This is a genomic window from uncultured Microbulbifer sp., from assembly GCF_947489355.1.
Classification (GTDB): domain Bacteria; phylum Pseudomonadota; class Gammaproteobacteria; order Pseudomonadales; family Cellvibrionaceae; genus Microbulbifer.
Genome location: NZ_CANLDD010000008.1, coordinates 67,651 through 90,401, shown reverse-complemented (window position 1 = coordinate 90,401; position 22,751 = coordinate 67,651). Strand labels below are relative to the sequence as shown.

Genomic DNA, 22,751 nt, shown 5'->3' with positions numbered 1-22,751 from the left:
CCGAAGAGGAGAATCCATTTAATATACTAGTAAAGCAGGAGGGAAGAATAGCCCTCTCCCAGGATCGTATGAGGCATGGATGCCGATTACGAGCGTACAAGGATGTATTCACAGCGTGTCCTGGGAGAGGGGTATTCTTCCCTTCCGACCCGGTAGGAATCAAGGAAATCGCCGTTTTCCACCTCCAGATGCTTGGCGATTTCCCAGTCGATAACGTTGCCCTTTCCCACAGCAATGACAAATTTATAAGTAGAATATTACGCCATTGACTGAAAAACATACTGAATAAAAGCTATCCCCAACTAGTGCAATCTAATCAGGATGGTATTGGGTGGTAAAATGAGTTTTTCAAGCGATTTGGTTACGGCTACAGTAGGGCTGTTGTGATCTGCAAATTCCCTTAGCTTCTTGCAGATAAAAATCTCCGATACTCAACCGCGGCTCCCAGCATACACAACTCCACCAAGATGCAGACGGCAAGCTTCTGCATCAGGGAAAAATCCTGCATATCCCACAGCACGATTTTCAATGCGACTAATCCATACAAAATCGGTGACAGCTTCAACAAGGACATGAACTTTCCCTACACCCCCGCCGTATTTACCCTACCCATCGAACCTGTGGACTTCGTTATCTTGTGCTAACTTGAATCACCCTGGGGCTTGCCTTTGCCATCGAATAATAGTTATGATCACCGCTAGCCCAGTGACCCAGCTCTCCTACAGAGGACTTTCATCTCATGAGCTCATACCCATGCTGGGCGTACACAGGTAAACGCACGAGCCGTCAAAACTGCTGCTCCGCTTTGCTTTTGCCTCCCATGCTTTAAGCGGTATAGAAGGAGAAATTGAATCAAGTTGACCGGAAAAAAGTATCAAGCAGATATCTATGGAAGTTTATAGCCTGCCTGCTTGCATCAAGTTTCCTCCCCGTGACATATGTGTTATTAGTGATCGCGCCAGGGTTAAAAAGCTACCTGGTTTGGTGTTGCTGTAGTTTCAGCAATTGCCTCTTCATTGGTTATCTTGGTTCTTCCTCTTAAAAGAACACGTTATTATGTTCCGAGTAGTGTTGTGGTGAGTCTCGCTGTTTATGGGATAATTCAGGATCATCTAGTATTCAGCCATGTTCCATAATCAATCCAAGCCGGCCTACCCGGCCGTTAGATTAGTGGGTTGGACGGCCTACGCTCTGCTTAGGCCACCCTTGTTGACAACGTTAAAAAGCAAATCATGATTACACAGCAATCGCATTAAGGATTTTTTCAATTTGACTTTTAATTCAGCTAATTCTGAATTTACCAAGCTTTGTATTACTATTCACCAGCGTCGCACAATATCAGCAACATGAAATACCTATGGGTGCTTATGCCGGCCTCATTGGAGCAATTATCCTGGCCGGGCTCATCGCAGTTTACTTAATTAATAAAGCGGCGAACTCAGTATTGAGCCGTGCCAAATCTAATTTCGAGGCAACATTGAGTAGCGACTCTCAAAAAGTATTGTTTCAGCTAGCAGGTTTGTACTTTGTAGTTAATGCCCTAGCTTATCTACCACGCTCACTATCATTCATACCAAATACAGTGGAAATAGCATCATCAAGCATTCTTTGGCCTGCTGGTTTGGTGTTCCAGTTAGCAATTGGCTTATGGCTTGTTAGCGCATCCACTTTTTGGCACAATCTATTTAATAAGCTCAGGGGTCGTGTCTAATGTCTTTTAGCAAGCCAATCAATTTCGCCCCTTCGGGGCTGGGTCTCAGCTTTGCGTGCTTCGACCCATTATTGAGGCGTGGGACTTCTATACATAAACAAAAAACGCTAAAATCAAAAGGGTGACATGTCGGTGAGAATAGAAGTTGATGATCTTTCAAGCCCTTTGGTTGCTCAATTTCTCGAAGAACACTTAGAGGATATGAGAGCAATTTCTCCGCCGGAAAGTAAACATGCTTTAGATTTAGAAGCATTGAAGTCATCAAATGTTACATTTTGGACTGTTTGGGATGAAAATAAGTTAGCGGGTTGTGGTGCAATCAAAGAGCTGGATTCTAGTCACGCAGAAATTAAGTCTATGCGAACAGGTCCTGAATTCAGAAACAAAGGGATCGCTTCACTCATACTTGAGCACATCATAGAAATCTCAACTGAAAGTGGTTACAAAAGACTGAGTTTAGAAACAGGTTCTATGCCTTTTTTCAAACCTGCTCACCGGCTTTACGAAAAATATGGTTTTGAGTATTGTAAGCCCTTTGCTGATTATGTAGAAGACCCGTATAGCAAATTCATGTCAAAAAACTTGTCAACGAAGCCTAATCGGGTAATGGTAGGTTTCTAGCACGCCCTCCACTCACCACCGTACAGGCGGGTCTGTATCTCGCGGTTCACTAAAGCACTTCGTTCGGAGAGTGAAATTTCCCCCAGTTATCCCTTATCGCAACAAGTCCTAGATTCGCCAGGACTTGATTGCAGATTCCTTGATGCACTGCAAACGTCTTCGCCAGCCGGTACGGCCCCTTGGAACTCAATCCGACCGATACCGCCCAGCGTTCCGGTACACTCTGTGGACTGGGATGGCGAATACGCGTTCGGAGTCTGCACCACTGCTTGAAAAAACACATGCGCAGACACCTGCGAACCCATTTATCGCATAAGAGCAAGGGGCTTTTCAGGCCCCGCTTGATGCAGTGCTGGATAGGGCTAACTGCGTCCTAAGCACGTCTACCAGGCCTGAAGTCATAGCTGTGATTGGAGAAGGTCGGGCCTAGGATTGGCGTCAGCACTTGGCTGATCGCTTACTGGATCACGCGGTCGTGTACTGTGGCTATCCCCAGGTGGCCTTTGCCCCCGAGGACTTGGGTGTTGCGACCCGTTTGACGGGTTGGGGTTGGTAGTAGCTCTCAACCAGGGCTCGGTGCAGTGCGAGCCAGCGTGACTTTATCCACCGGGGATAGTCATAAATGGAGATACCATCGACCCTGCCAGTGACACAGACACCCCCGGATAAAGACATGAAATGTCCCTGCACAACCGCCGCATTTGCCCTACCCCTCAAGCCTGCGGACTTTGTTATCTTGTGCTAACTTCTTCCTGGGGCTGGGCCTTATATACGATTTTTGTCCGTCGGCCCCAAGGTTTGTGTTCGGGCTTCCTCCACACAGCCCTTCTCGGGGTTGCCCTTGCCTTCGGCTAGTAGTTATGATCACCGCTAGCCCAGTGACCCAACTCTCTCACAGAGGACCTTCATCGCATTAGTTCCTGCCCATGCTGGGCGTACACAAGCGGCTAAAATATAACCTTCACCGCGTAGCTTATTTTGTGCGTAAATAGCACAAAACAACCAACTCTGTTCCGACAGTTTAGCTGGGCGTTACCTTTCTCAAAAAAATCAACAAATGAGTTTTATGAAAAAAATATTTATACTCGTGTCTCTGGTAATAGCATGTACTATTGCGCCAGTATTCGCTACATCCAAACCCTATCTATTGGCCAACGAAGTAATCGATCGATCGCCATCATCTAATTTTCCAGATAATGCTGCCAAGTATTGGGCATTGCGCACTCAAGCCATCAACTTTGCAAAAAGTCAACAGTGGAATAAAGCTATTCCACTGCTTGAAAAGTTGACCAAACAGTACGAAGACGATGGCGATACGTGGTTTTTACTTGGACATGGATACCTACAAACTGAGCAATATCAAAAAGCAATACTACCGCTAGAGCAAGCGCTTCAGCTTGGCACTATTATGACAGGGGTAAAATCTGCTTCATCACCGTCTAACGATATCATGATTAAAATAGCGCAATGCTATTCTGCTATTGGCAAAAAGCAAAAGGCACTAGATTGGCTACAAATGGCATTAGAGTACAGATGGGATGATAGAAAATCTCTCATTAAAAACACTCAGTTTGAAAAAATCGCTCATTCTCCAGAGTACAAAAAGCTCTCAGGAGAGTTCTTAGATTCTGGTTTATCAAGAAATGATGCGTGGCGACATGATTTATATTTTTTGCTGGATGAGATTAAGCGACTGCATGTAGATCCATACCATAGAAGTTCTGCAGAACAGCTTGAATTAAAATCCAAGTCAATCGCCGAAAAGATTCCAAGCTTGAACGATCAACAAATTGTCTTTAAATTTATGGAGTTGTTGGCCACTGTCGGGAACGGGCATAACTTTATTGTACCCACACACTCTCTGAAAGGATCTTTTACTCGCCTGCCAGTTCAGTTCTATTGGTTTAGCGATGGTATTTATATTGTAAAAGCCAGCTCCAATTATAAGCATTTGATAGGTCGTAGAGTAGTTTCGGTGGCTAATACGCCCGTAGAACAAGTAATGAAAAAGATAGCGAGTGTTAACGCCAGAGATAATGAAATGCAACAGTATTGGCTGGGGCCCTATTATCTGACACTACCCGAGGTACTAGAAGGAATCAAAATAGTTAACGACATTAATGATGTTGCTTTTACTTTAGTCGATAAGAATGGCAATAATACACGAGTAAGTTTTCCTGGGGAGTCATTCCAGTTTACAGGTTTCCCAACACTACCAGCGCTTGAAACGATCAACAATCCAGATTACCTGAAAAGAAAAATTGAAAATTACTGGTATGCAGAGCACGAGAAAGACAACTATCTTTACCTACAGTTCAATGCGGTAGCTCAGAGTGAGTCACAGTCTCTTTCTCAATTCAGCGAAGAAATTCGACAGCGCATCAAGCAGAACAACATAGGTAACCTCGTATTAGATCTGCGACATAACAGTGGTGGAAATGGTTCAATTTTACCGCCACTCATAAGCACATTAATTTACTTTGTAGAGAAAAATAAAGATAACAAGTTGTTCATTATAGTTGGTCGTAATACATTCTCTGCTGCTCATCTGTTACTTGCTGATCTTAATAGATTGACAAATGCCATTATTGTTGGCGAGCCCAGTGGAAGTAAGCCAAATCACCTAGGTGAGGCGGGTTGGTTCAAGCTTCCGTACAGTGGTGTCTGGGGGATTATCTCGTCGCAATATCACCAAGCGTCGAAGGCTGAAGACCATCGCATCTGGATAGCTCCCCATTTACCTGTAACACAGTCTTCCGAGAGCTACTTTTCAGGTGAAGATTCTGTGATGATACAGATACTCGATGCTATTAAATAACGACAACTTAAATTGAAAAATAATCGAGTAAAGGCGGGTTTTAGCCCGCCCTTCCCACACCAGCGTACGTGCGGGTCCGTATACGGCAGTGCATTCAGCCACTCGTTCGGATGGTGAAATTTCACCCGGATACCCCTTACCAAACATGCCCCGGATTCCCTGGGAACGGATTGCTGATGCCCCCATGCATGGCAAATGTCTTCGCCAGCTAATGGGGAAACTAAACTTAGTGTCATCTAAAGCTTCTGCTTGATTGAATTCTTTGCAAAAAGCGATTACGGTAGCTCCGCTGACATAGCACCCAACCGGTAAGCCAGCGCAAACGAAGAAAAAATAGATAAAAACAGCGCTACGATCATTATTCACTCTGCGAGGCGCCCTGAACGGGAGCCCTCGCAGGAAATCGATAACTACAACAAGTCTTCAACAAACAATGAAGGACCGCACCACGACCGCGTAAATGAGAGAAAAACGCCACCTCCCAGTGAGCCAACACCGAGAGATGGCTAACCCCAATAGATAAATGACCTATCTAGCGAGGCTGTCTTGAATGATACGCCATACACTCGTTCGTCTTCAATAAACGTCTCCCTGAAGGCGAGCTTTTCGAGTCACTTCTGCCCCCGGCGGCGGAGTGTGCTGTGGTGTTGCGTGATGATTGGTGTGGTCTTTTACTTCAGCCGCGCACCGCCTGTCTGGCTGCGCACCCTTTCTGCAAGTTTCCCTTTTCTTTTCCTCACAAGGATCATGCCTGCGGCGAGAGAAGTGGTTCAAACCGATGCACTTTTCCTGCGCCTTTCCGTCACAGGCAACTCAAGGAGCCAATAAAGATGCCTATATTACCCTGTCGATTGTTTCAGCCACTGGACCTGGGCGGGTATTTTACTATCACACCGGTCGCCATCAGAGATAAGGTTGTGGATCTGCACATTGCGCCCGGCAGGGGTAACCGGGTGGTGCGGGCCGTGCGTTTGCTGCAACTGTTGGACGAAGCTTGGGCGCTCGAGGAGGACCCAACCGATCAGCCCCCAGCCATCCTCAGGCCATTCAAGCACCGACCCAATGAAAAAACATAGCCCCGAGGGGCAGAGGGGGCGCCTCGAAAGTCTGTGCAATCCCGTGCAGCACCGCAAACGGTTACCTTCTCGTACACTGCCTGGGAAGGCAAACACAGTCAAGACGGCAAGCCAGTGACCTTGCGTTCCGCCCTGGTGCCACAGTAGGTGCGCAAGGCTCGATCGCCGGAGCCGGCGCTGCCGTGGCTGTACCGGAAAGGTGGATCAACCGGCAGAGGGAGGAAATCCTGACGATACGCCTATCTGGGTAGTGGTACCGTTTTACGGGCAATTTGACCAGATGCGAGGCGGAATTTCGATCACCGTGACTGTTATTTTTACAGGAAGACTTACTACCGGGCCGGAAGGAAAGAATACCCCTCTCCCAGGACACACTGTGAATACATCCTTGTACGCTCGCAATCGGCATCCATGCCTCATACGGTCCTGGGAGAGGGGTATTCTTCCCTCCTGCTTTACTAGTATTCCTCCTAGCAATCAATAAATGCAGGGGGTTACACTTGGTGGTAGTTTTTAGATACTAGTTATGATGATCATTTCCATGTGGGACAATAGCGCTAAATTTCTGTAGGTGATTGATTCAAAATCAGTTTTTTACGATTTGACGCAGAATGAATTTTGTGTTGCCAACCAATATAATACTGGTCATGGTGATCAGTCTATAAAGGTTAGGCGACTACAAATAATGAAACTACTTTTAATCATAATCATGAGTCTGCTACCACTTAACTCATTGACACAGGATAATTATGAATGCGATGGTTTAATAAATACTGAAGCAGAGGCGATTAGCTGCGCAATGTGGCACTCCCGCGTTATCTCGGGGTTATCCATAAATGGGTACAAATTTATAGCTACTGAGACGGAGAGTGGTTGGATTATTGAACATGCAAACCAGGACCTCAACGGCTCCACTTATTCCGTTTCAATTAAACGTAATGGAGAATTAATTGAACTTAATAGCAAATAAATCACTTAACCAGTGCCAGCACTGAAAATTGCTGACACACCGCTTATTCAACAGACATTAAACACCAAAAGGATGAAGCCATTGAAAATTCTAGTATCAGCTATCATTACATTAAGCCTTTCAGTCTCGGCGTTAGCTAACACGCCTTTATCGGAGGCAGAATTAAAACAGAAAGCAGAAGCCTTCATTCAAGCAAAAAATACCAGACAACAACCGGACACAACAATACAAGACATTGATAAATTTATCTCACTATTTTCTGATAATTTTATTGACGAACATATAAAATTCAATGTTACCGTTACAAAAAAGGCGGAACTCCGAAAAGGAATGATTGCCAAATTATCAGACAAGGTTTATTTTTGTGAAGTAAAAATAGATCAATTAATGCTTGGCCGTAATGTGGTTTTCATAAAATATACTGAACACGCTAAAGTAAAGCCTTCACACATGGATAAAGTGGTTGAATATACAAGCACCAATATTGTCTCGTTAGAATTTGACAACAATGGACTGATCAAGCATCTCCGGCGGCATCATGGTTAGTTGAACTTACGGGCATCTCTATAAATTGATTTTTCCTCAATTTTATCGCCCTGGAGCCCCCATTATTCGGTGCTTATGGGTACCAAAAATCTCGCCCTGCGCGGCGTTATCTGTATTAAGGTAGAGATGGAATATATAAAAATTTCAGATGCCTCAGTTCCAAAAAATCTTTTACTAGAGGCAGACCCATCCGAGGTAAAGATAGGTTCCTATCTTCCAGGCGCCATCTGTTTCGCAGCAATTGATAATAATGAAATAGTAGGAGTCTGTGTAGTTCAGGAAATTGCTACTAAAACGGCAGAAATATTCAATATTTCAATCAATTCAAGACATCAAAACAAAGGTATTGGCTCAAAGCTACTTCAGTTTACGCTGTCTGAACTTGAAAACAAGGGTTTTTCACGAATAGAGCTAGGCACTGGTGCTTTTGGGTACCAATTAGCGTTCTATCATCGTCACGGTTTTAGAGTCGATTCCATCCTTAAAGATTATTTTATAAACCACTATAATCATGCAATTTTTGAAGCTGGGATTCAGCACAAAGACAGGTTGCGACTATATCGAGAAACTGAGAAGAACACAGATTAGTAAGAAGGGAAGAATCCCTCTCTCCCAGGATCAAATGAGGTATGGATGCCGATTACGAATCGTACAGGAATGTATTCACAGCGCGTTCTGGAACAGGGGGTTTCTTTTCTTACGCCCCGGTAGTAAGTTTCTTCACCGCACGGAGCTCTGATCCATGTCAAGGATATAGGAAACGCCCGGTTGACTGCCGGACAAAGAATCACCAGCACAGCGCTGGTTTAACCAGGATTTTCCCCCTCCCGTGACAACACAACCCGATAATTTGCCTTGCCCGATTTCAGGTGCTGAAATGCCGATTCAATCCGGTGCATGGGATAAATCTCCACCCGGGGTCTGATTCGGTGGCGGGCAGCAAAGTCCAGCATGGTTTCCATGGTCGCCGGACTGCCAACCGGGGAAGCGGACACGGTGCGCTGGCCCAGAATCATGGGCAACAGCGTGAATTGAATGGGGTCCACAACAACACCCACAAAGTGCAGGCGACCCTTTGGCTTGAGCGCCTGGATATATAAATCCCAATCCAAATTGACATTGACCGTCGAGATAATGAAATCAAACCGCATGGCGGCTGCTTCAATCTCCGCCGGGTCACAGGAGTTGAGGGTACTGTGCGCACCCAGGGCCAGTGCATCCCGATGTTTGTACGCGCTGGAAGTAAAAGCGGTCACTTCACAGCCCCAGGCATTCAAAAACATCACCGCCAGATGCCCGAGCCCGCCAATGCCAACCACCGCTACCCTATCGGTTGGTTTTACATCAAACTGCACCAACGGATTGAAGACGGTAATGCCCCCGCACAACAGTGGACCGGCTGAGACGGGATCAATCCCCTCCGGGATCGCCACCAGGCTGTTCACATCCGCACGTACTTTATCTGCAAAGCCCCCGTTGGTGAGCACGGTGAATCTGGCCTCCCTGCAGAGGTTGCGATCCCCCATCCGGCAGTTGTGGCATATTTCACAATACCCCGAATTCCATCCCAGCCCCACAATCGCCCCCGGCGCAAAGCGCTTCACCTGCTTGCCTGTGGCTGCAACCCGCCCGATCACTTCGTGCCCGGCAATCATGGGGTATTGGGACAGCCCCCATTCGTTCTCAATCATGCTGAGGTCGCTGTGGCAAATGCCGCAGTAGAGTACATCCAGTTCCACTTCTGTCGCCCCCAGCGCACCCACTGGAATCCGATAGGGCTGAAAGGGCCCGCCGGCTTGCAGAACCGCATAGGCATTGATGCCGGTCGTGGTAGACATACAAGGCTCCCATGGTTTTTGCCAGTGCACTGCCCGGTTTCTGCCGCAGTTCAAATGTGCCATCGGGGAGAAACCCCATCGGGCAATCAGCCGCGAACAGCCCCTAAAAAAAAGGGCCGGTGTTTACCCCGGCCCAAACCAAGTCCTGTGAGGTTGCCGAATACCAGAGGACCTGCGGGAGAAGCTGGTCACTCCCCGGCGGGAGACATTAATTCAGCACGCGATAGCCACGGCCGCGCAGACAGTTTTTGATAATCTGGTTGGCTTCGGCGCCGGCACTGCCCGCGCCGGAGAGGCCGCCCACCAGGGCACCGGCACCGGCACCCGCAGCGGCGGAACGGCTGCTGTCACCAACAATGGCTCCCAGCGCACCCCCAACCACAGCGCCCCCGGCAGCACCGGCCAGGCCACGGCGGCCCTGATCGCTGTAAGTGGAATAGGCAATTCCCTTGCACTCGGCAAGGTCTGCCTGGTACTGGTTGATGTTGACACCCCAGGTGTCGATCACGATACCCCCAGCACCGGGCACCTGCTCCGGCTGGGCGGCACAAGCCGCGATCAGTACCATGCAAAATCCGGTGGTGGCAGCAAAACCCGTTTTCATCGGATACCCCTTAGCGCGAGAGTCAATAGCGGAGATGTCATGCTTTTCTTCTTTAGGTTTAGCTGCTGGTTGAAGTTGGCGCCAGTCGCCCAGGAAAGAAAAAGCACAAAAAAACTGACCCACTGGCCGCGCTCTGGAGGAGATACTGCGATAAGGGGTTATTTGCGCGCTTCGGCCAAAGCCAACGGGCAGGCCCGGTCAAGAACCGTACTGGTAGTAAATCCTTAAGCGCTGGGTCCGCGCCTCGGAGTCGAGAATATTCACCACGCCTTCAAACCACAGCAGATTGCGGCTGGCTCCATCGTAGACAAGGTCGAGATTCCCCGCGAACAGGCGCAACAACGGTTGCGCAACATCCACGCGGATACACACCGCTTCCGGCCGGGCATTTTTACAGGTCAGCTTGCGCGCACGCAGCCTGATCGCACGGCCGTGTAGGGGCGAGGCAAAATTGAATGCCAGGGTGTCGCCGCGCACCAGCACAGACCAGTGCTCGCGCACATAGACATCAAAGCCGGCATCCACCACATCGATACCGGCAAGACCGTGACGCGCTGTTTTCCAATCCGTATGCGTGGATTTTCGGTAGCGCATCAGCCACTGCCCCCGCTCCCGACGCACCTCGCGGATTTCCCCATGGCGAAAGTCCCTCTGCACTACTTCCGGCACTGCCGTACCGCCGCGGGATTTGCCCGAGTGGTCCAGCAGGGTTTTCTCGGCAAAGCGCTGCCCATCGGCGGTAAAATACAGGACCCTGATCCGGTTCTGTGCCGAAGGCAGGTAATACTCGCAGTATTCCAGCGACTGGCTGTGGGGATCGAACGCCAGGCCCCAGGCGGTGGACGGCCCCTGGTATCCGCAGCCCGCGGCTGCCACTGCCAGGGCGGCGAGCAGTTCAAGCATGCTTCCTCTCTTTCAGGTATTGGTTCCGGGCTGTGCGGGCAAACCCCGGCAGCATCAGGGCCCAGAGCAACGAAAGTACCAGCAGGGACTGCCAGAGGGGCTGGTGCAATGCCACGGTACCGTTGAGAAAGGCACCGGTATAGTAGCTGAAAGGCCCGAAAATCCCCCCCAGTACAGCCGCCAGCCACAGATTGCGTTGCAGAAAAACCAGGCTGTAGCGCAAGGTCATGGCAAAATTCAGCCACAGGCAAATCAGCCATAGCGGAGGCCAGGGCTGTCCACTTTGATTCTGTAACAGCCCCAGGTGAAAAAGGACCGAATCCACCCCCACACCAAACAGAAAGACGCCGGCCAGCCACAGGGGTTCCCTGCGCAAATTGGCCACAAACGCCAGGTGCAAAAACAGATTGATAAGGGTAAAGGGCACAACGATCCAGGGCCTGGCCACAATCACGCAGAGGGGCCAGGCGATATCGAACAATACGGCATTGGCGACAAATCGCCACATATCAAAAGCTGCCGAGAAACCGCGGCTTGGCGAAGACAAATTGTGCGGTACTGATGACTCTCTGCATAAAACCACCCCGGCAATAGCACAAATAGAATTCCCACATACGGATAAAACGTTCATCGAATCCCAATGCCCGCACTTTGTCTGCCCCGGCCAGAAAGGCCCGGTGCCAAGCACCCAGGGTGCGCGCATAGTGTGCGGTTATATCCTCCAGACCGACTATTTGCAGATCCGTGGCAGTGGCAATATGGTGGGCGATCACCTGATTCGATGGCAGGCAGCCACCGGGAAAAATATAACGCTGGATAAAGTCTATTTCTTTGCGGTAATAGTGATAGCGTTGATCCTGAATGGTGATGGACTGCATGACCATCAGCCCATCCTCCTTCAGGAGCCGGCTGCAGGTGGTGAAGAACTGCCGGTGGAATTCATGCCCCACGGCCTCCACCATCTCAATGCAAACCAGTTTGTCATAGCGCCCGTGCAAATCGCGATAGTCCTGCAACAGCAGGGTAACGCGATCCTGCAGTCCTTCTTTTCGCACCCACTGTTGCGCATATTCAAACTGCTCGCGGGAGATGGTGGTGGTGGTCACGCGGCAGCCGTAATGCTTTGCGGCGTAGATGGCCATGGCTCCCCAGCCAGTGCCAATTTCCAGCAGGTGATCGCTTGCCTTTAACTGTAACTTGCGGCAAACAAGTGCCATTTTATGGACGGAAGCATCATGGAGTGTGGCGGATTGTGAGGGAAATACCGCCGAGGAATACAGCATGGTGCTATCGAGAAACAACCGGAAAAAGTCATTGCCCAGATCATAGTGGGCTGCGATATTCCTGCGCGAGCCGCTGTGGTCATTGGCATTGAGGCGGTGCAGCGCGCGCAGCACCTTGCGCGGCAAGTAGCTCCAGCGGCTGTCCATATTTTCGATCAGCGCCATGTTATCAACCATCAGGCGAATCACATCCACCAGCCTCGGCGAACACCAGGCGCCCTGCATATAGGCCTCGCCGGAACCGATGGACCCGTTTGCCAACACCTGCAGATAGACGCTGCTGTCCTCTATGCAGATATACGCGCATAGGTGTGCCTGTTCCCGCGGCTCGCCAAAGCCATAGCAGCTTCCGGCCTCCTCCACCACCAGGTGCCCCCGCTGGATCAGGCGCAGTTTGTTCAGCACCAGCTTGCGGGCAAATTGTATCAGCCGGGACCCGCTGGCCCGCGCCGTTGGGGCCTGTGAAGTCCGCCCCGTGTCCTGCACGGCTCTCATCAGCACTTGTCTCCTGTACGGGCCCCGCGGCCACCACGGGGATGTGCAAACACCGGGGTGCGCCTGAGCCACAACTTGAATGCCTGCCAGTAGATGGCAGTGATTACTTTTACGGTCATGAGCGGGTACTGGATCAGAACCCCGTTGAGGACACTGGGGCTCGGCTCCTGCCGACGCAGACTTAAAGTGGCATCGAACAGCGGACGCTCTCCCTGCCCCGCTGTACTGGAGTCAATATTCTGTAAATAAGCGCTAAGCCGTTTACCCGGGGTGGTACTTCGCCAGCGATAGCTCTGTGCCATGGGCATAAACGGGGAGACGTGGAATGTCTTGGCAAACGCTGCCCTCTGCACCCGCGCATCCGAGCGACAGTCCAGTACATAGCTGTGGCGCTCCTGCCAGGGGGTGTTGCGGACTTCCAGCAATATCCAGTGCACCGCCCGGCCCCGGTCGTCAAAACAGTAATAGATACTGATGGGATTCATGTTGTAGCCAAAGTAGCGCCAGTTGGCCAGCAGGCGTACGGGCCCCGGTGGGCGCTCCCCGCAGGCTTCCCAAACCCGGCGCCGCACCGCTTCGTCCAGGCTGAGGGACGGATCACCGAAAAAGTCCTCCCGGCAAAAGCGCGCCGGCGCCCAGGGTTTCCTGGACCACCAGGGGGACAGCGCGCACAGACTGTCCAGCTCTGCCAGGTCCGCATACACCATAAACACCTTGTAGCGGAATCGGTGTGCCCGCGGGGCGAACCGGCGGTGCTGTACCCACCCGGTGTAGATGGCACTCTCCATCAATCAAGCTCCCTCACCAACGCACACCCAACTGTTCGGCAACGCGCAGGGCGCTGTTCACCCCGTCTTCATGGAACCCGTTGGCCCAGTAAGCTCCGCAAAACCAGGTGCGATTCACCCCGTTAATACGTGCCCACTGTGCCTGGGCGCGGCTGCCGGCCACGGAAAACTGCGGGTGGGCATATTCGAAGCGGGCGAGCACCCTGTCCGGGTCAATACGCGCTCCCGCATTCAGGCTGACGCAGTAGGTTTTGTGGGTTTTCAGCCCCTGCAGAATATTCATGTTGTAGGTGAGCACCGGCAGCCGGTCCCGCTCTGTGCGCAAACGGTAATTCCAACTGGACCAGCTGCGCCGGTGTTGTGGCAGTAAACCGGTATCCGTATGCAGTACCACCTGATTGCAGGCATAGGGAATGGCGCTGAGGATCTGCCGCTCGGGATCACTGGCATCCCCCAGGCACCTCAGGGCCTGATTCGAATGACAGGCAAATACCACCGCATCAAAAGATTCCCTCTGCCCGGAGTCGGTGACCAAATCCACCCCTCCGGGCCTGCGCAGTACGGATTCTACCGGTGTGGAAAGGCGTATACGGTCGGCAAAAGGCGCACTCAAGGGGCCAATATATTCCCGCGAACCGCCTTTGACCACGCGCCACTGGGGGCGTCGGAACACATTCAGCAGGCCGTGATTAAAAAAGAAACGCACAAAGAAACTGACCGAGAACTCCAGCATCTGTGCCACGGAGGCAGACCAGATGGCCGACCCCATCGGCACCAGGTAGCGATTGGCAAATTCCGCCGAATAGCCGTTGGCTGGCAGATATTCCCCCAGGGTCAGCCCCTCGTGCAGGCGTCCCTGGCGCCAGTCCCGCAGGGCCGCGCGGTTGAAGCGCACAATGTCCCACAGCATGCGCCAGTGGCCGGCACTGAGCAGGTTGGCGCGCTGGGAAAACAGCGCGTTCAGATTGTTGCCGGCATACTCGAACCCCTCCCGTTCACAGCGCACACTGAACCCCATGGACGTGGGCTGGGATTGAATACCCAATTCATCCAGCAGGCGGATAAAGTTCGGGTAGGTCCAGTCGTTGTACACAATAAAACCGGTATCGATCGCGAGCCGGCGATCCCCCTCCTGCACCGCCACGGTGGCGGTGTGCCCACCCAGACGGTCAAGGGCCTCGAACACCGTGATCTCATGTTTGCGGCTCAACAGATAGGCCGCCGTGAGCCCGGCAATACCGCTGCCGACAATGGCGATACGCATCAGCGCTTCCTTAACCTGCGAATCCTTGTCATTTTGGGCGCAAAGAGATAAAACCAAAGCGCACTGCAGCTGCCCAACAACCGCAAAGGCCAGCTCAGGCGCCGGGGAAAATCGATGCTGCTGCGCCCTTTGCACAGGCCCAACTCGATACGCTCCGCGGCCTGCTCCGCACTCATTAAAAAAGGCATCCCGAAATCATTGCGCGCGGTGAGCGGGGTGCGCACAAATCCGGGGCGAATCCGCACCACTTTCAAGGGGGTGCGGCAGAGGTCTGCACGCACTGCGCCGAGGAAATAATCCAACGCGGCCTTGGAGCTGCCATAGGCCTCTGCACGGGGAAACGGCACCACCGAAGACAGGCTGCCCAACGCGGCAAAGACCGGTGCGGGGCTGGCGGCCAGCAGCGGCAAGGCGCTGCGCAGGGTATTCACCACACCGAAGAAGTTGGCATCGAACACCTGCCGGTAGGTGCTCCCGTCAAGCTGGAGATCGTCATCGTACTCGCAGGTACCGGCACAGGCGATCACCATATCCAGATGGCCACTCAATGCGCCCAAACGCTCGGGGACGGCCGTCATAGCGGCGTCGTCGGCCACGTCGCAATCGAGTACGCGGATACGCTCGGGACAGTGCGTTTGCAACTCGGCCAAAGCCTCGAAACGGCGCCCGGAAGCAATGACGATATTGTTATGGCGGGCAAGGCGCAGCGACAGCGCGCGACCGATACCGGAACTGGCACCGGTCACCCACAGAGTCTTGTTGCGAATCTCTTTCACCGCTCAACTCCGCTCCATTCGCGCCTTGAAAAAGCGCACCAGTGTGCCCAGTAGTGGCACCTGTTCATAGACCATCGCGCCCAGATCAAAAAAATCCTCGTGGTAAAACACCTTATCGGAGCAGCGCAGCAGGCTGCAGCCACGCAAGCGCAGCGGGCGGCCCCCTCGCAGGGACTGGTGGGCATAGTGCATATGCCAGGGCAGACAGGCGCTGTCGTGGTCAATCGAGGCTTTCTCAAACTGGAAGCGGCACTGGGTCAAACCCCGGCTCATGTGTGCAAAGTGCGCCTGCAGGGCCGGGAGGCCTTCAATACGGCGCAATGGATCGCAAAAAACCACCTCCTTGCTATAGATCCCGGCCAGGTCCGCCGGGTCCCTGACCAGAAAATCCGTGTAGTACTCCTGTACTTGTTGTATCAGCGCTTGCCTGCTCATGGCTGCTTCCGTTTTAGTCCGCCTTGTACACCTTTATAAAATACGACAGCACAGGGAGTATGGATCACTGTTCGAAATCAACCTGGCAGTTTGCCTGGCTGCCTGACCAAAAAACTGCCCCGCCAGCATCCATTCGCCCCGGCGGTGCGTAGAAAGGGTCGACAACACCGCAAAGACCACTAAGATGGCGCAGACGCACAAACACAATCGCATTGAAATTGCCGTGAGAAACCCCCGGGACCGCGAAGATGACTGGTGTAACCTCCTTACGCTTGTGGGCACAAAGCGCGACCGGCAGGCATTTGAGCGTGTATTCCGGCATTTTGCACCCTTGATCAAAGGGTTTCACCACAGTCGCACCGCTGCGCTAGTGCATACTGAAGCGGCCGATGAACTGGTGCAGGAGGTGATGCTCAAAGTCTGGCACAAGGCCCCCCGCTTCGATGCCAGCAGAGCCTCCGCCGGCACCTGGATCTACACCATCATGCGCAACTGCCGCATCGACATGCTGCGGCGCAGCCAGCGCCACCGAAACCGCGACGACGCTATCGATGTGGCCGATATCTGGGATGAAACCCTGGAGAGCCAGCCGCTGCTCTCTTTGCAGCACAAACGCAACGAGCGGGACATTGCCGAAGGCCTGAAAGCCCTGCCGGCGGAACAGGGCCATATTCTGGAAAAAGCCTATATGGAGGGCAAATCCCACAGTGAGATTTCCGCAGAGTTGAAACTGCCCCTGGGCACGGTCAAGTCCCGCGTGCGCCTGGCAATGAAAAAACTCCAGGGCAGATTGAGCAGGTAGGTACGCTATGATTCGTCATCACCCGGATCAAAATCTGCTACTGGAATATGCCTCGGGGAGTCTGGCGCGAGGCCCGAGCCTGGTTATCGCTGCCCATGTGCAACTGTGCGCAGCGTGTCGCCGGCAATACCATGCGCTAAACAGCCTCGGCGGTTCGATACTCAAGCAAAGTCCCACGCAGCCGTTGCAGGCTGGCGCCTTTGAACAGGTGATGGGGCGCATTGACCAGGTGCCCGGCAGAATCGCCGGCCGGCGCGAAACGCCCCCGCCTCCCGCGCCCGATGCGACCCTCGCCGATATCCCCCCGGTTCTGGGCAGACTGCTGGCCCAAAACGTCCCCCTGCGCTGGAAAAAAATCACCCGCTCCCTGCAGATATGCCGGCTCAGGACCGGGCAGAAACACTATGAGGTGGCCTTCCACCGCTTGTGCAGCGGCGGCGAGATGGTCGAACACGATCACCGTGGGAGCGAGCTCGCGGTTGTGCTGCACGGCAGTTTCTCCGACCATTTTGGCGTCTACAACCGGGGCGATTTTATTTTGCGCCAACCGGGCCAGGTGCACAGGCCCATAGCCACCCAGGATCAGGCGTGTGTGTGCTTCTCTGCGGTGAGCGCGCCGGTGGCCGTCACCGGGATCAGCGGCTGGCTGCTCAACCCACTGATCCCCTTCCGGCCCGGATAACAGGCCAAAACGTGCCGGGTCAGGACGCCAGCGCCGAACCCTGACCGCTGCCGCCATCGGCGAAGCGGTCGAACAGGTGCTCCCAGCGTGCCTTCACCCGGGCAAAGTGCTGTTCGCGCACATGGCCATAACCGCGCACCTGCTGCGGAATTTCCAGCAGTTCCCGCGCCGCGGCGACATTGTCGGGGTGCAACCGGGCCGCCACCGCCACCACCGCCTGCGACACCTGGCGCGACCAGGCGCGCTCGGCGCGGCGCTCGGCGCTGTAGCCAAACACGTCCAGGAAAGTACCGCGCAATACCTTGCCCCGCGCCAGCAGCGGCATCAGCCTGCCCATCCAGGGGCCAAACTGCATTTTACGCACGCGGCCGCTGGCATCGGGCCGCGCCAGCAGCGGCGGCGCCATATGAAATTTCAGAGTGAAGTCGCCGCTGAAGGTCTCGCGCAACTGGCGCTTGAAATCTTCGCCACTGTACAGGCGCGCCACTTCGTACTCGTCCTTGTAAGCCATGGCTTTGAACAGACTGTTGGCGGCCGTGCGCGTGAGCGTGGCGCCGGTGCCCGGCAGGGCCTGCTCCGCCCTGCGCAGGCGCTCGATAGGTTGGGTAAACTGGCGGGCGTAGGCAGCGTTTTGGTATTCGCCCAGCTCTCTCGCCAGGCGTGCAATCAGTTGCTCCACAGGCTCCTGGGGGTCCGCCATTTTCACCGCTTGCGCCGGCACCGCCAGCTGCTCGACCAGCTTCGGGTCCACCGCCAGCAGGCGCCCCGCGCGAAAGGCGCGCAGGTTGTTTTCCACCGCAACGCCGTTCAGTTGGATGGCGCGCTCCAGCGCCGCCTCGCCGATAGGCAGCAGACCCTGCTGGCAGGCAAAACCCATGATCATCAGGTTGCTGGCGAGGGTATCGCCGAACAGGGCCTGCGCGGTTTGGTTGGCATCGAAGGCATAGTACTGGGCACACAGGGCCTCGATACTCTGCCGGGTTTCCTGCGCCGGGAAGGCCAGGTCGTTATCGCGCACAAAGGCCGCCACCGGCACCTCGGCGGTATTTACCAGTGCGCGCATTTTGCCCGTGGCAAACTTGGGGCGCTGTCCGGCAGCGGTCACCATATCGCAGCCCAGCAACAGCTCTGCAGCACCGTCGCGAATACGCGCGGTGGTAATATCCTGTGGTCGCGCGCCCACTTTTACATGGGCCACCACAGCGCCGTTTTTCTGCGACAAGCCGGTGAAATAGAGCGTGGTACTGCCCTTGTCTTCCAGGTGTGCCGCCATGCCCAGGAGCGCTGCCACAGTGAGCACGCCGCTACCACCGATACCGGCAACCAGGATACCCAGGGGCTGCTCCAGCGCGGCGGTGGGCGCCGCGGGCAATGTGGCAATGGCCGCATCCAGGGATTCCGCCAGGGTTTCCAGCGGTGGTTTTTTCAGCGCGCCGCCCTCGACAGTGACAAAGCTCGGGCAGAAACCCTCGGCACAGCGCAAGTCCTTGTTACAACTGGACTGGTTGATCTGGCGCTTGCGCCCATAGGGGGTTTCCAGGGGCTCCACCGCAATACAACTGGACTGCACACTGCAGTCCCCACAGCCCTCGCACACCCGCTGGTTGATCAATAGCCTTTGGGCCGGATCGGCCAACTGCTGTTTCCTGCGGCGGCGGCGCTTTTCCGCCGCACACACCTGTTCGTAGATAATCGCCGTCACACCGGGGGTCTCGCGCAGGCGGCGCTGCACCGTGTCCAATTCCGAGCGGGGCAAAATCTGCACCTGGGCCGGGAGCTGGCTGCGATGTTTGTGCCAATGCTCGGGATGCTCGCTAAGCAGTACCACTGTGCCCACCCCCTCGGCCAGCAACTGTGCCGACAGGCTGGGCGCGCTCACCTCGCCATCAGCGGGCTGGCCGCCGGTCATGGCCACGGCATCGTTGAGCAGGATCTTATAGGTGATATTCACCCCGCTGGCCACTGCCTGTCGAATGGCCAGCAGGCCCGAGTGGTTGTAGGTGCCGTCGCCCATATTCTGGAAAATATGTACGGTGCGGGTGAAGCGGTGCAGCCCCACCCACTGCGCACCCTCCCCACCCATATGGGAGTAGGTATCGGTGCGCAGGCCCTTGCCCAGCGCCATAATATGGCAGCCGATACCGGCGCTGCCGAGGCTGCCTTCGGGCAGCCGGGTGGAGGTATTGTGGGGGCAGCCGGCGCAGAAGATCGGCTCCCGCACCAACAGGCCCGAGGCCCGTTGCGGCACATTGCCGCCGAGCTTTTGCGCCAGCGGAATCAGTTTTGCCGCCAGTTCGGTATCTGCGAGCCAGCGCGCGATCGCCTTGGCTACCTGATCCGGCCCTAAGCCCCAGACTGCCGGCAGCAGATCCTCCCCGTTCAGGTCTCTCTTGCCCACCACTTTGGGGCGGCGGGTATCGTCCCAGCCATACAACTGCGTCTTCAACTGGTCCTCCACCAGCGGGCGCTTCTCCTCCACAACCAGCAGCCGTTCCATACCCTCGGCAAACGCGCCGATTCCCCTGGGTTCCAGCGGCCAGGACATGGCCACCTTGTAGATGGAGATGCCGGCCTCGTGCAGGTCGCCCTCATTCAGATTGAGCAACTGCAGGGCCTCGAGCAAGTCACCGTGGGCCTTGCCTACTGTCACAATGCCAAAGCGCTTGCGCTGGGCTTCGCAGGTGGTCTTGTCCAGGCGGTTGGCATAGGCGAACGCCTGCGCCGCCGGCAGGCGCTCTTCCAGCAGCCGCCGCTCGTATTCCAGGCGCTGCGCCGGCCAGTTGAGGGTGGGATCGTAATTGAGGCCGTGGGCCGGAAGCGGGAAATCCGTGGGCAGCACAAACTGCGGCAACCCGGGCACAACCAGGGAGGCCCCCGCCTCAACAGTCTCGGTAATCGTCTTAAAGCCCACCCACAGACCGGAAAACCGCGACAGGGCAATACCGGCGAGGCCGAGGCTCAGGTACTCTTCAATAGTGGCGGGAAACAGCAGCGGCATCATCACCGACTCGAAAATCTGGTCGGTATTGTGGGAAAACATGGAGGATTCCGCGGTGTGGTCATCACCGCACAGGGCCAGCACCCCACCGCGCTTCGAGGTGCCCTGGATATTGGCCTGGCGGAACACATCTGCGCTGCGGTCCACCCCGTGGCCCTTGCCATACCAGATCGCAAAGACCCCATCGCGGGTGGCCTGCTGGCGATAGTGATCGAGCAGCTGGGTCCCCCAGATATTGGTGGCCCCCAAGTCTTCGTTGATACCGGGCTCAAAGTGGATATCCTGCCCGGCGAGCAGTTTTTTGTGGCGCCACAGCGCCTGGTCATAGCCGCCCAGAGGCGACCCGCGATAACCGGAGATAAAACCGGCGGTATGGAGGCCGGCTTGTTCATCCAAGCGTTTTTGCATCAGGGGCAGACGTACCAGCGCGTCGATACCCGTCAAAAAGATCCGGCCGGATTCGCGGGTGAATGCGGCTTTGAGGGAATACGCCGTATCAAAACCCAGTTCCTGATCGCCTTCAACCATTGCCATGGATACCACCTACTGATTCGTTTTTGCTTTTCTCGCTCGCCGGCAACGGCCGGTGGGCGCCGCCAAAATTCCCCAGGCGCCTGCCAAACCGCCTGCAACACCGTCTCGAGCCCGTGTGAATAACCGCTAAAACTAACATCGCCCGACCGGGCAGGTCATACCAAAATAAACCCAGCTAAGGCATAATGCGGTCACAAATCGCTAAAGGGTGCCCGCTGGTGGCAACAAATCACCTAGTTCGCGGGGTTTTGAGGGATATAACAATTAAGAGCCCCGACAGCAGCGCGCTGCCGGGGCGCAATACCAGACCCAGGCTTTCTGCTGGTGGCATAGGCACTGAACCCTTGAAACCTGGCAATAGCGCGGGGAAGATACAGGTAAAGCCCAAACAGGTCACAACCAGAGACCCCTTTAACAGCAATACCCCCGCAGGGGGGATAATCCGGCGCTGCAGCCGAAGCCCGCCCAGCGGCACATTGCCTGCTGGCACCGGCCAGGTTGATCAAACTGAAGCCGCGGAAAGCGCCGGAGTTGATTCAGAGCCTCGACATACGGAATAAAGCCATGGCCTATTTACCCGATGCCATTGATAAAAAAATCCTGGAAATTCTGCAAGGGGACGCCACCATTGCGAATATTGAACTGGCGGAGAAGGTGTGCCTCTCGCCCTCCCCTTGCTCACGGCGGGTAAAGAACCTGCACGAACAGGGTTTTATCAAACGCGCAGTCACCCTGCTGGAACCGGAGAAAGTGGGCCTGCCGGTGAGCGTGTTTATCCAGGTCACTCTGAACCACCAGGTGAAAAAGGAACTACAGGATTTCGAGTCCGTGATCGGCCAATGGCCAGAAGTCATGGAGTGTTACCTGATGACCGGTGATTTCGACTACCTGCTGCGTGTTGTGGTACCCAACCTGCAGGCCTACCAGGCGTTTCTCGATAAAAAACTCACCGAGTTACCGGGCATCGACCATATCAAGAGCAGCTTCTCCCTAAAACAGGTGCGCTACCATACCGAGCTGCCGCTGGATCAGTTGCTGGAGAAACGGGAGGAGTGACAAAGAGGCAAGTGGGCTTTGTATTTTGATCCGACAACCGGACAAGGCCACACAGTTGTGCAACGATTCCAAAGGCGAACATCCAGCGGGGTATACAACAACCGGGCAGCGGGCCCAGGGAAACCCTTTTGCCAACAAAAATAATCGGGAGTGACCTGCAATGGAAACATACAAACCCTGGGGCTTAAAAAGAAACACCTTTTTAATGCTGCTGCATCTGAGCCAATTGGCCTGGATCATCATTCCCGGCGCAGGATTTGTACTGCCTATCATTCTGTGGGCGACCACCAAGGATCACTGTGCAGAAGTCGACAGGCACGGAAAAATGATTTTCAACTGGATGCTGAGCCTGCTTCTCTACTCTATTGCCTGCACCCTTTTAATACTGATCGGCATAGGTCTGTTGGGACTGCTGCTACTCGCTCTGCTCAATATTGTGTTTATCCTTATCGGCGCGATCAGGGCCAACGACGGAATATTTTGGCGCTATCCCCTCAGTATTGACTTTTTTCAATCGGGAAACCGGGTGCCTTGAACAATCCGAGCCGGTT

The 22,751-nt window shown here is 54.2% G+C and carries 23 protein-coding genes; 11 read left to right on the top strand and 12 right to left on the bottom strand.

Features of this window, described 5'->3' with window-relative positions:
• Positions 1-400: 400 nt before the first annotated feature.
• On the bottom strand, positions 401-574 hold the full coding sequence (locus Q1A48_RS05905) for a hypothetical protein (RefSeq protein ID WP_299942405.1): 174 nt from the start codon (positions 572-574) through the stop codon (positions 401-403).
• Between the two features lie 783 nt (positions 575-1,357).
• On the opposite strand from Q1A48_RS05905, the gene Q1A48_RS05900 reads away from it, so the two are divergent.
• Both Q1A48_RS05900 and Q1A48_RS05895 read left to right on the top strand, forming a co-directional pair.
• Positions 1,358-1,711, top strand: coding sequence for a hypothetical protein (locus tag Q1A48_RS05900; protein ID WP_299942403.1), 354 nt, complete (start codon positions 1,358-1,360; stop codon positions 1,709-1,711).
• Between the two features lie 126 nt (positions 1,712-1,837).
• Positions 1,838-2,332, top strand: coding sequence for a GNAT family N-acetyltransferase (locus Q1A48_RS05895; RefSeq protein WP_299942401.1), 495 nt, complete (start codon positions 1,838-1,840; stop codon positions 2,330-2,332).
• A 486-nt stretch (positions 2,333-2,818) separates the two neighbouring features.
• On the opposite strand, the gene Q1A48_RS05890 is transcribed toward Q1A48_RS05895, so the two are convergent.
• Positions 2,819-3,007 carry a hypothetical protein gene (locus Q1A48_RS05890; RefSeq protein WP_299942399.1) on the bottom strand — a complete coding sequence of 63 codons (189 nt, stop codon included), beginning with the start codon at positions 3,005-3,007 and terminating at the stop codon, positions 2,819-2,821.
• Positions 3,008-3,398: 391 nt separating this feature from the next.
• Between Q1A48_RS05890 and Q1A48_RS05885 the strand changes: the two genes are divergently transcribed.
• The 5 genes from Q1A48_RS05885 to Q1A48_RS05865 all read left to right on the top strand — a co-directional run bounded on the left by Q1A48_RS05885 (position 3,399) and on the right by Q1A48_RS05865 (position 8,330).
• On the top strand, positions 3,399-5,150 hold the full coding sequence (locus Q1A48_RS05885; protein WP_299942397.1) for a S41 family peptidase: 1,752 nt from the start codon (positions 3,399-3,401) through the stop codon (positions 5,148-5,150).
• 654 nt (positions 5,151-5,804) lie between these two features.
• Positions 5,805-5,978 (top strand): hypothetical protein, encoded by a 174-nt coding sequence (locus Q1A48_RS05880; protein ID WP_299942395.1) that lies wholly within the window; start codon positions 5,805-5,807, stop codon positions 5,976-5,978.
• A gap of 2 nt (positions 5,979-5,980) precedes the next feature.
• On the top strand, positions 5,981-6,226 hold the full coding sequence (locus tag Q1A48_RS05875) for a hypothetical protein (RefSeq protein ID WP_299942393.1): 246 nt from the start codon (positions 5,981-5,983) through the stop codon (positions 6,224-6,226).
• Between the two features lie 1,051 nt (positions 6,227-7,277).
• On the top strand, positions 7,278-7,742 hold the full coding sequence (locus Q1A48_RS05870; protein WP_299942391.1) for a hypothetical protein: 465 nt from the start codon (positions 7,278-7,280) through the stop codon (positions 7,740-7,742).
• Between the two features lie 75 nt (positions 7,743-7,817).
• Positions 7,818-8,330 (top strand): GNAT family N-acetyltransferase, encoded by a 513-nt coding sequence (locus Q1A48_RS05865; protein WP_299942389.1) that lies wholly within the window; start codon positions 7,818-7,820, stop codon positions 8,328-8,330.
• A 218-nt stretch (positions 8,331-8,548) separates the two neighbouring features.
• Here Q1A48_RS05865 and Q1A48_RS05860 read toward each other — a convergent pair whose 3' ends face one another.
• From Q1A48_RS05860 to Q1A48_RS05820, 9 genes are all read right to left on the bottom strand, one after another.
• Positions 8,549-9,580 (bottom strand): NAD(P)-dependent alcohol dehydrogenase, encoded by a 1,032-nt coding sequence (locus tag Q1A48_RS05860; RefSeq protein WP_299942387.1) that lies wholly within the window; start codon positions 9,578-9,580, stop codon positions 8,549-8,551.
• 208 nt (positions 9,581-9,788) lie between these two features.
• Positions 9,789-10,184, bottom strand: a complete 396-nt coding sequence (locus Q1A48_RS05855; RefSeq protein ID WP_299942385.1) for a glycine zipper family protein — start codon at positions 10,182-10,184, stop codon at positions 9,789-9,791.
• A gap of 198 nt (positions 10,185-10,382) precedes the next feature.
• Positions 10,383-11,087: a hypothetical protein gene (locus Q1A48_RS05850; RefSeq protein WP_299942382.1), complete on the bottom strand. Its 705-nt coding sequence runs from the start codon at positions 11,085-11,087 to the stop codon at positions 10,383-10,385.
• A complete protein-coding gene (locus tag Q1A48_RS05845) occupies positions 11,080-11,595 on the bottom strand; it encodes a DUF2878 domain-containing protein (protein WP_299942380.1) in 516 nt (171 codons plus the stop codon). Before Q1A48_RS05845 ends, Q1A48_RS05850 begins: the two co-directional genes overlap by 8 nt.
• A gap of 1 nt (position 11,596) precedes the next feature.
• Positions 11,597-12,865 (bottom strand): cyclopropane-fatty-acyl-phospholipid synthase family protein, encoded by a 1,269-nt coding sequence (locus Q1A48_RS05840; protein WP_299942378.1) that lies wholly within the window; start codon positions 12,863-12,865, stop codon positions 11,597-11,599.
• Positions 12,865-13,653, bottom strand: a complete 789-nt coding sequence (locus Q1A48_RS05835) for a DUF1365 domain-containing protein (RefSeq protein ID WP_299942376.1) — start codon at positions 13,651-13,653, stop codon at positions 12,865-12,867. Before Q1A48_RS05835 ends, Q1A48_RS05840 begins: the two co-directional genes overlap by 1 nt.
• A 13-nt stretch (positions 13,654-13,666) precedes the next feature.
• Positions 13,667-14,917, bottom strand: a complete 1,251-nt coding sequence (locus Q1A48_RS05830) for an FAD-dependent oxidoreductase (protein ID WP_299942374.1) — start codon at positions 14,915-14,917, stop codon at positions 13,667-13,669.
• Positions 14,917-15,693, bottom strand: a complete 777-nt coding sequence (locus Q1A48_RS05825; protein ID WP_299942372.1) for an SDR family NAD(P)-dependent oxidoreductase — start codon at positions 15,691-15,693, stop codon at positions 14,917-14,919. Before Q1A48_RS05825 ends, Q1A48_RS05830 begins: the two co-directional genes overlap by 1 nt.
• A 3-nt stretch (positions 15,694-15,696) precedes the next feature.
• Complete coding sequence (locus Q1A48_RS05820; protein ID WP_299942370.1) at positions 15,697-16,128, bottom strand: nuclear transport factor 2 family protein; 432 nt, start codon at positions 16,126-16,128, stop codon at positions 15,697-15,699.
• Between the two features lie 184 nt (positions 16,129-16,312).
• On the opposite strand from Q1A48_RS05820, the gene Q1A48_RS05815 reads away from it, so the two are divergent.
• Together Q1A48_RS05815 and Q1A48_RS05810 are read left to right on the top strand one after the other, a co-directional pair.
• Complete coding sequence (locus Q1A48_RS05815; RefSeq protein ID WP_299942369.1) at positions 16,313-16,930, top strand: sigma-70 family RNA polymerase sigma factor; 618 nt, start codon at positions 16,313-16,315, stop codon at positions 16,928-16,930.
• Between the two features lie 7 nt (positions 16,931-16,937).
• Positions 16,938-17,612 (top strand): ChrR family anti-sigma-E factor, encoded by a 675-nt coding sequence (locus Q1A48_RS05810; RefSeq protein WP_299942368.1) that lies wholly within the window; start codon positions 16,938-16,940, stop codon positions 17,610-17,612.
• Between the two features lie 19 nt (positions 17,613-17,631).
• Here Q1A48_RS05810 and Q1A48_RS05805 read toward each other — a convergent pair whose 3' ends face one another.
• Positions 17,632-21,144: an indolepyruvate ferredoxin oxidoreductase family protein gene (locus Q1A48_RS05805; RefSeq protein WP_299942366.1), complete on the bottom strand. Its 3,513-nt coding sequence runs from the start codon at positions 21,142-21,144 to the stop codon at positions 17,632-17,634.
• 564 nt (positions 21,145-21,708) lie between these two features.
• Between Q1A48_RS05805 and Q1A48_RS05800 the strand changes: the two genes are divergently transcribed.
• Both Q1A48_RS05800 and Q1A48_RS05795 read left to right on the top strand, forming a co-directional pair.
• The gene (locus Q1A48_RS05800; protein WP_299942363.1) at positions 21,709-22,200 is read left to right on the top strand and encodes an Lrp/AsnC family transcriptional regulator; all 492 of its coding nucleotides are present in this window, start codon (positions 21,709-21,711) and stop codon (positions 22,198-22,200) included.
• 160 nt (positions 22,201-22,360) lie between these two features.
• On the top strand, positions 22,361-22,735 hold the full coding sequence (locus tag Q1A48_RS05795) for a DUF4870 domain-containing protein (protein ID WP_299942361.1): 375 nt from the start codon (positions 22,361-22,363) through the stop codon (positions 22,733-22,735).
• Positions 22,736-22,751: the final 16 nt, after the last annotated feature.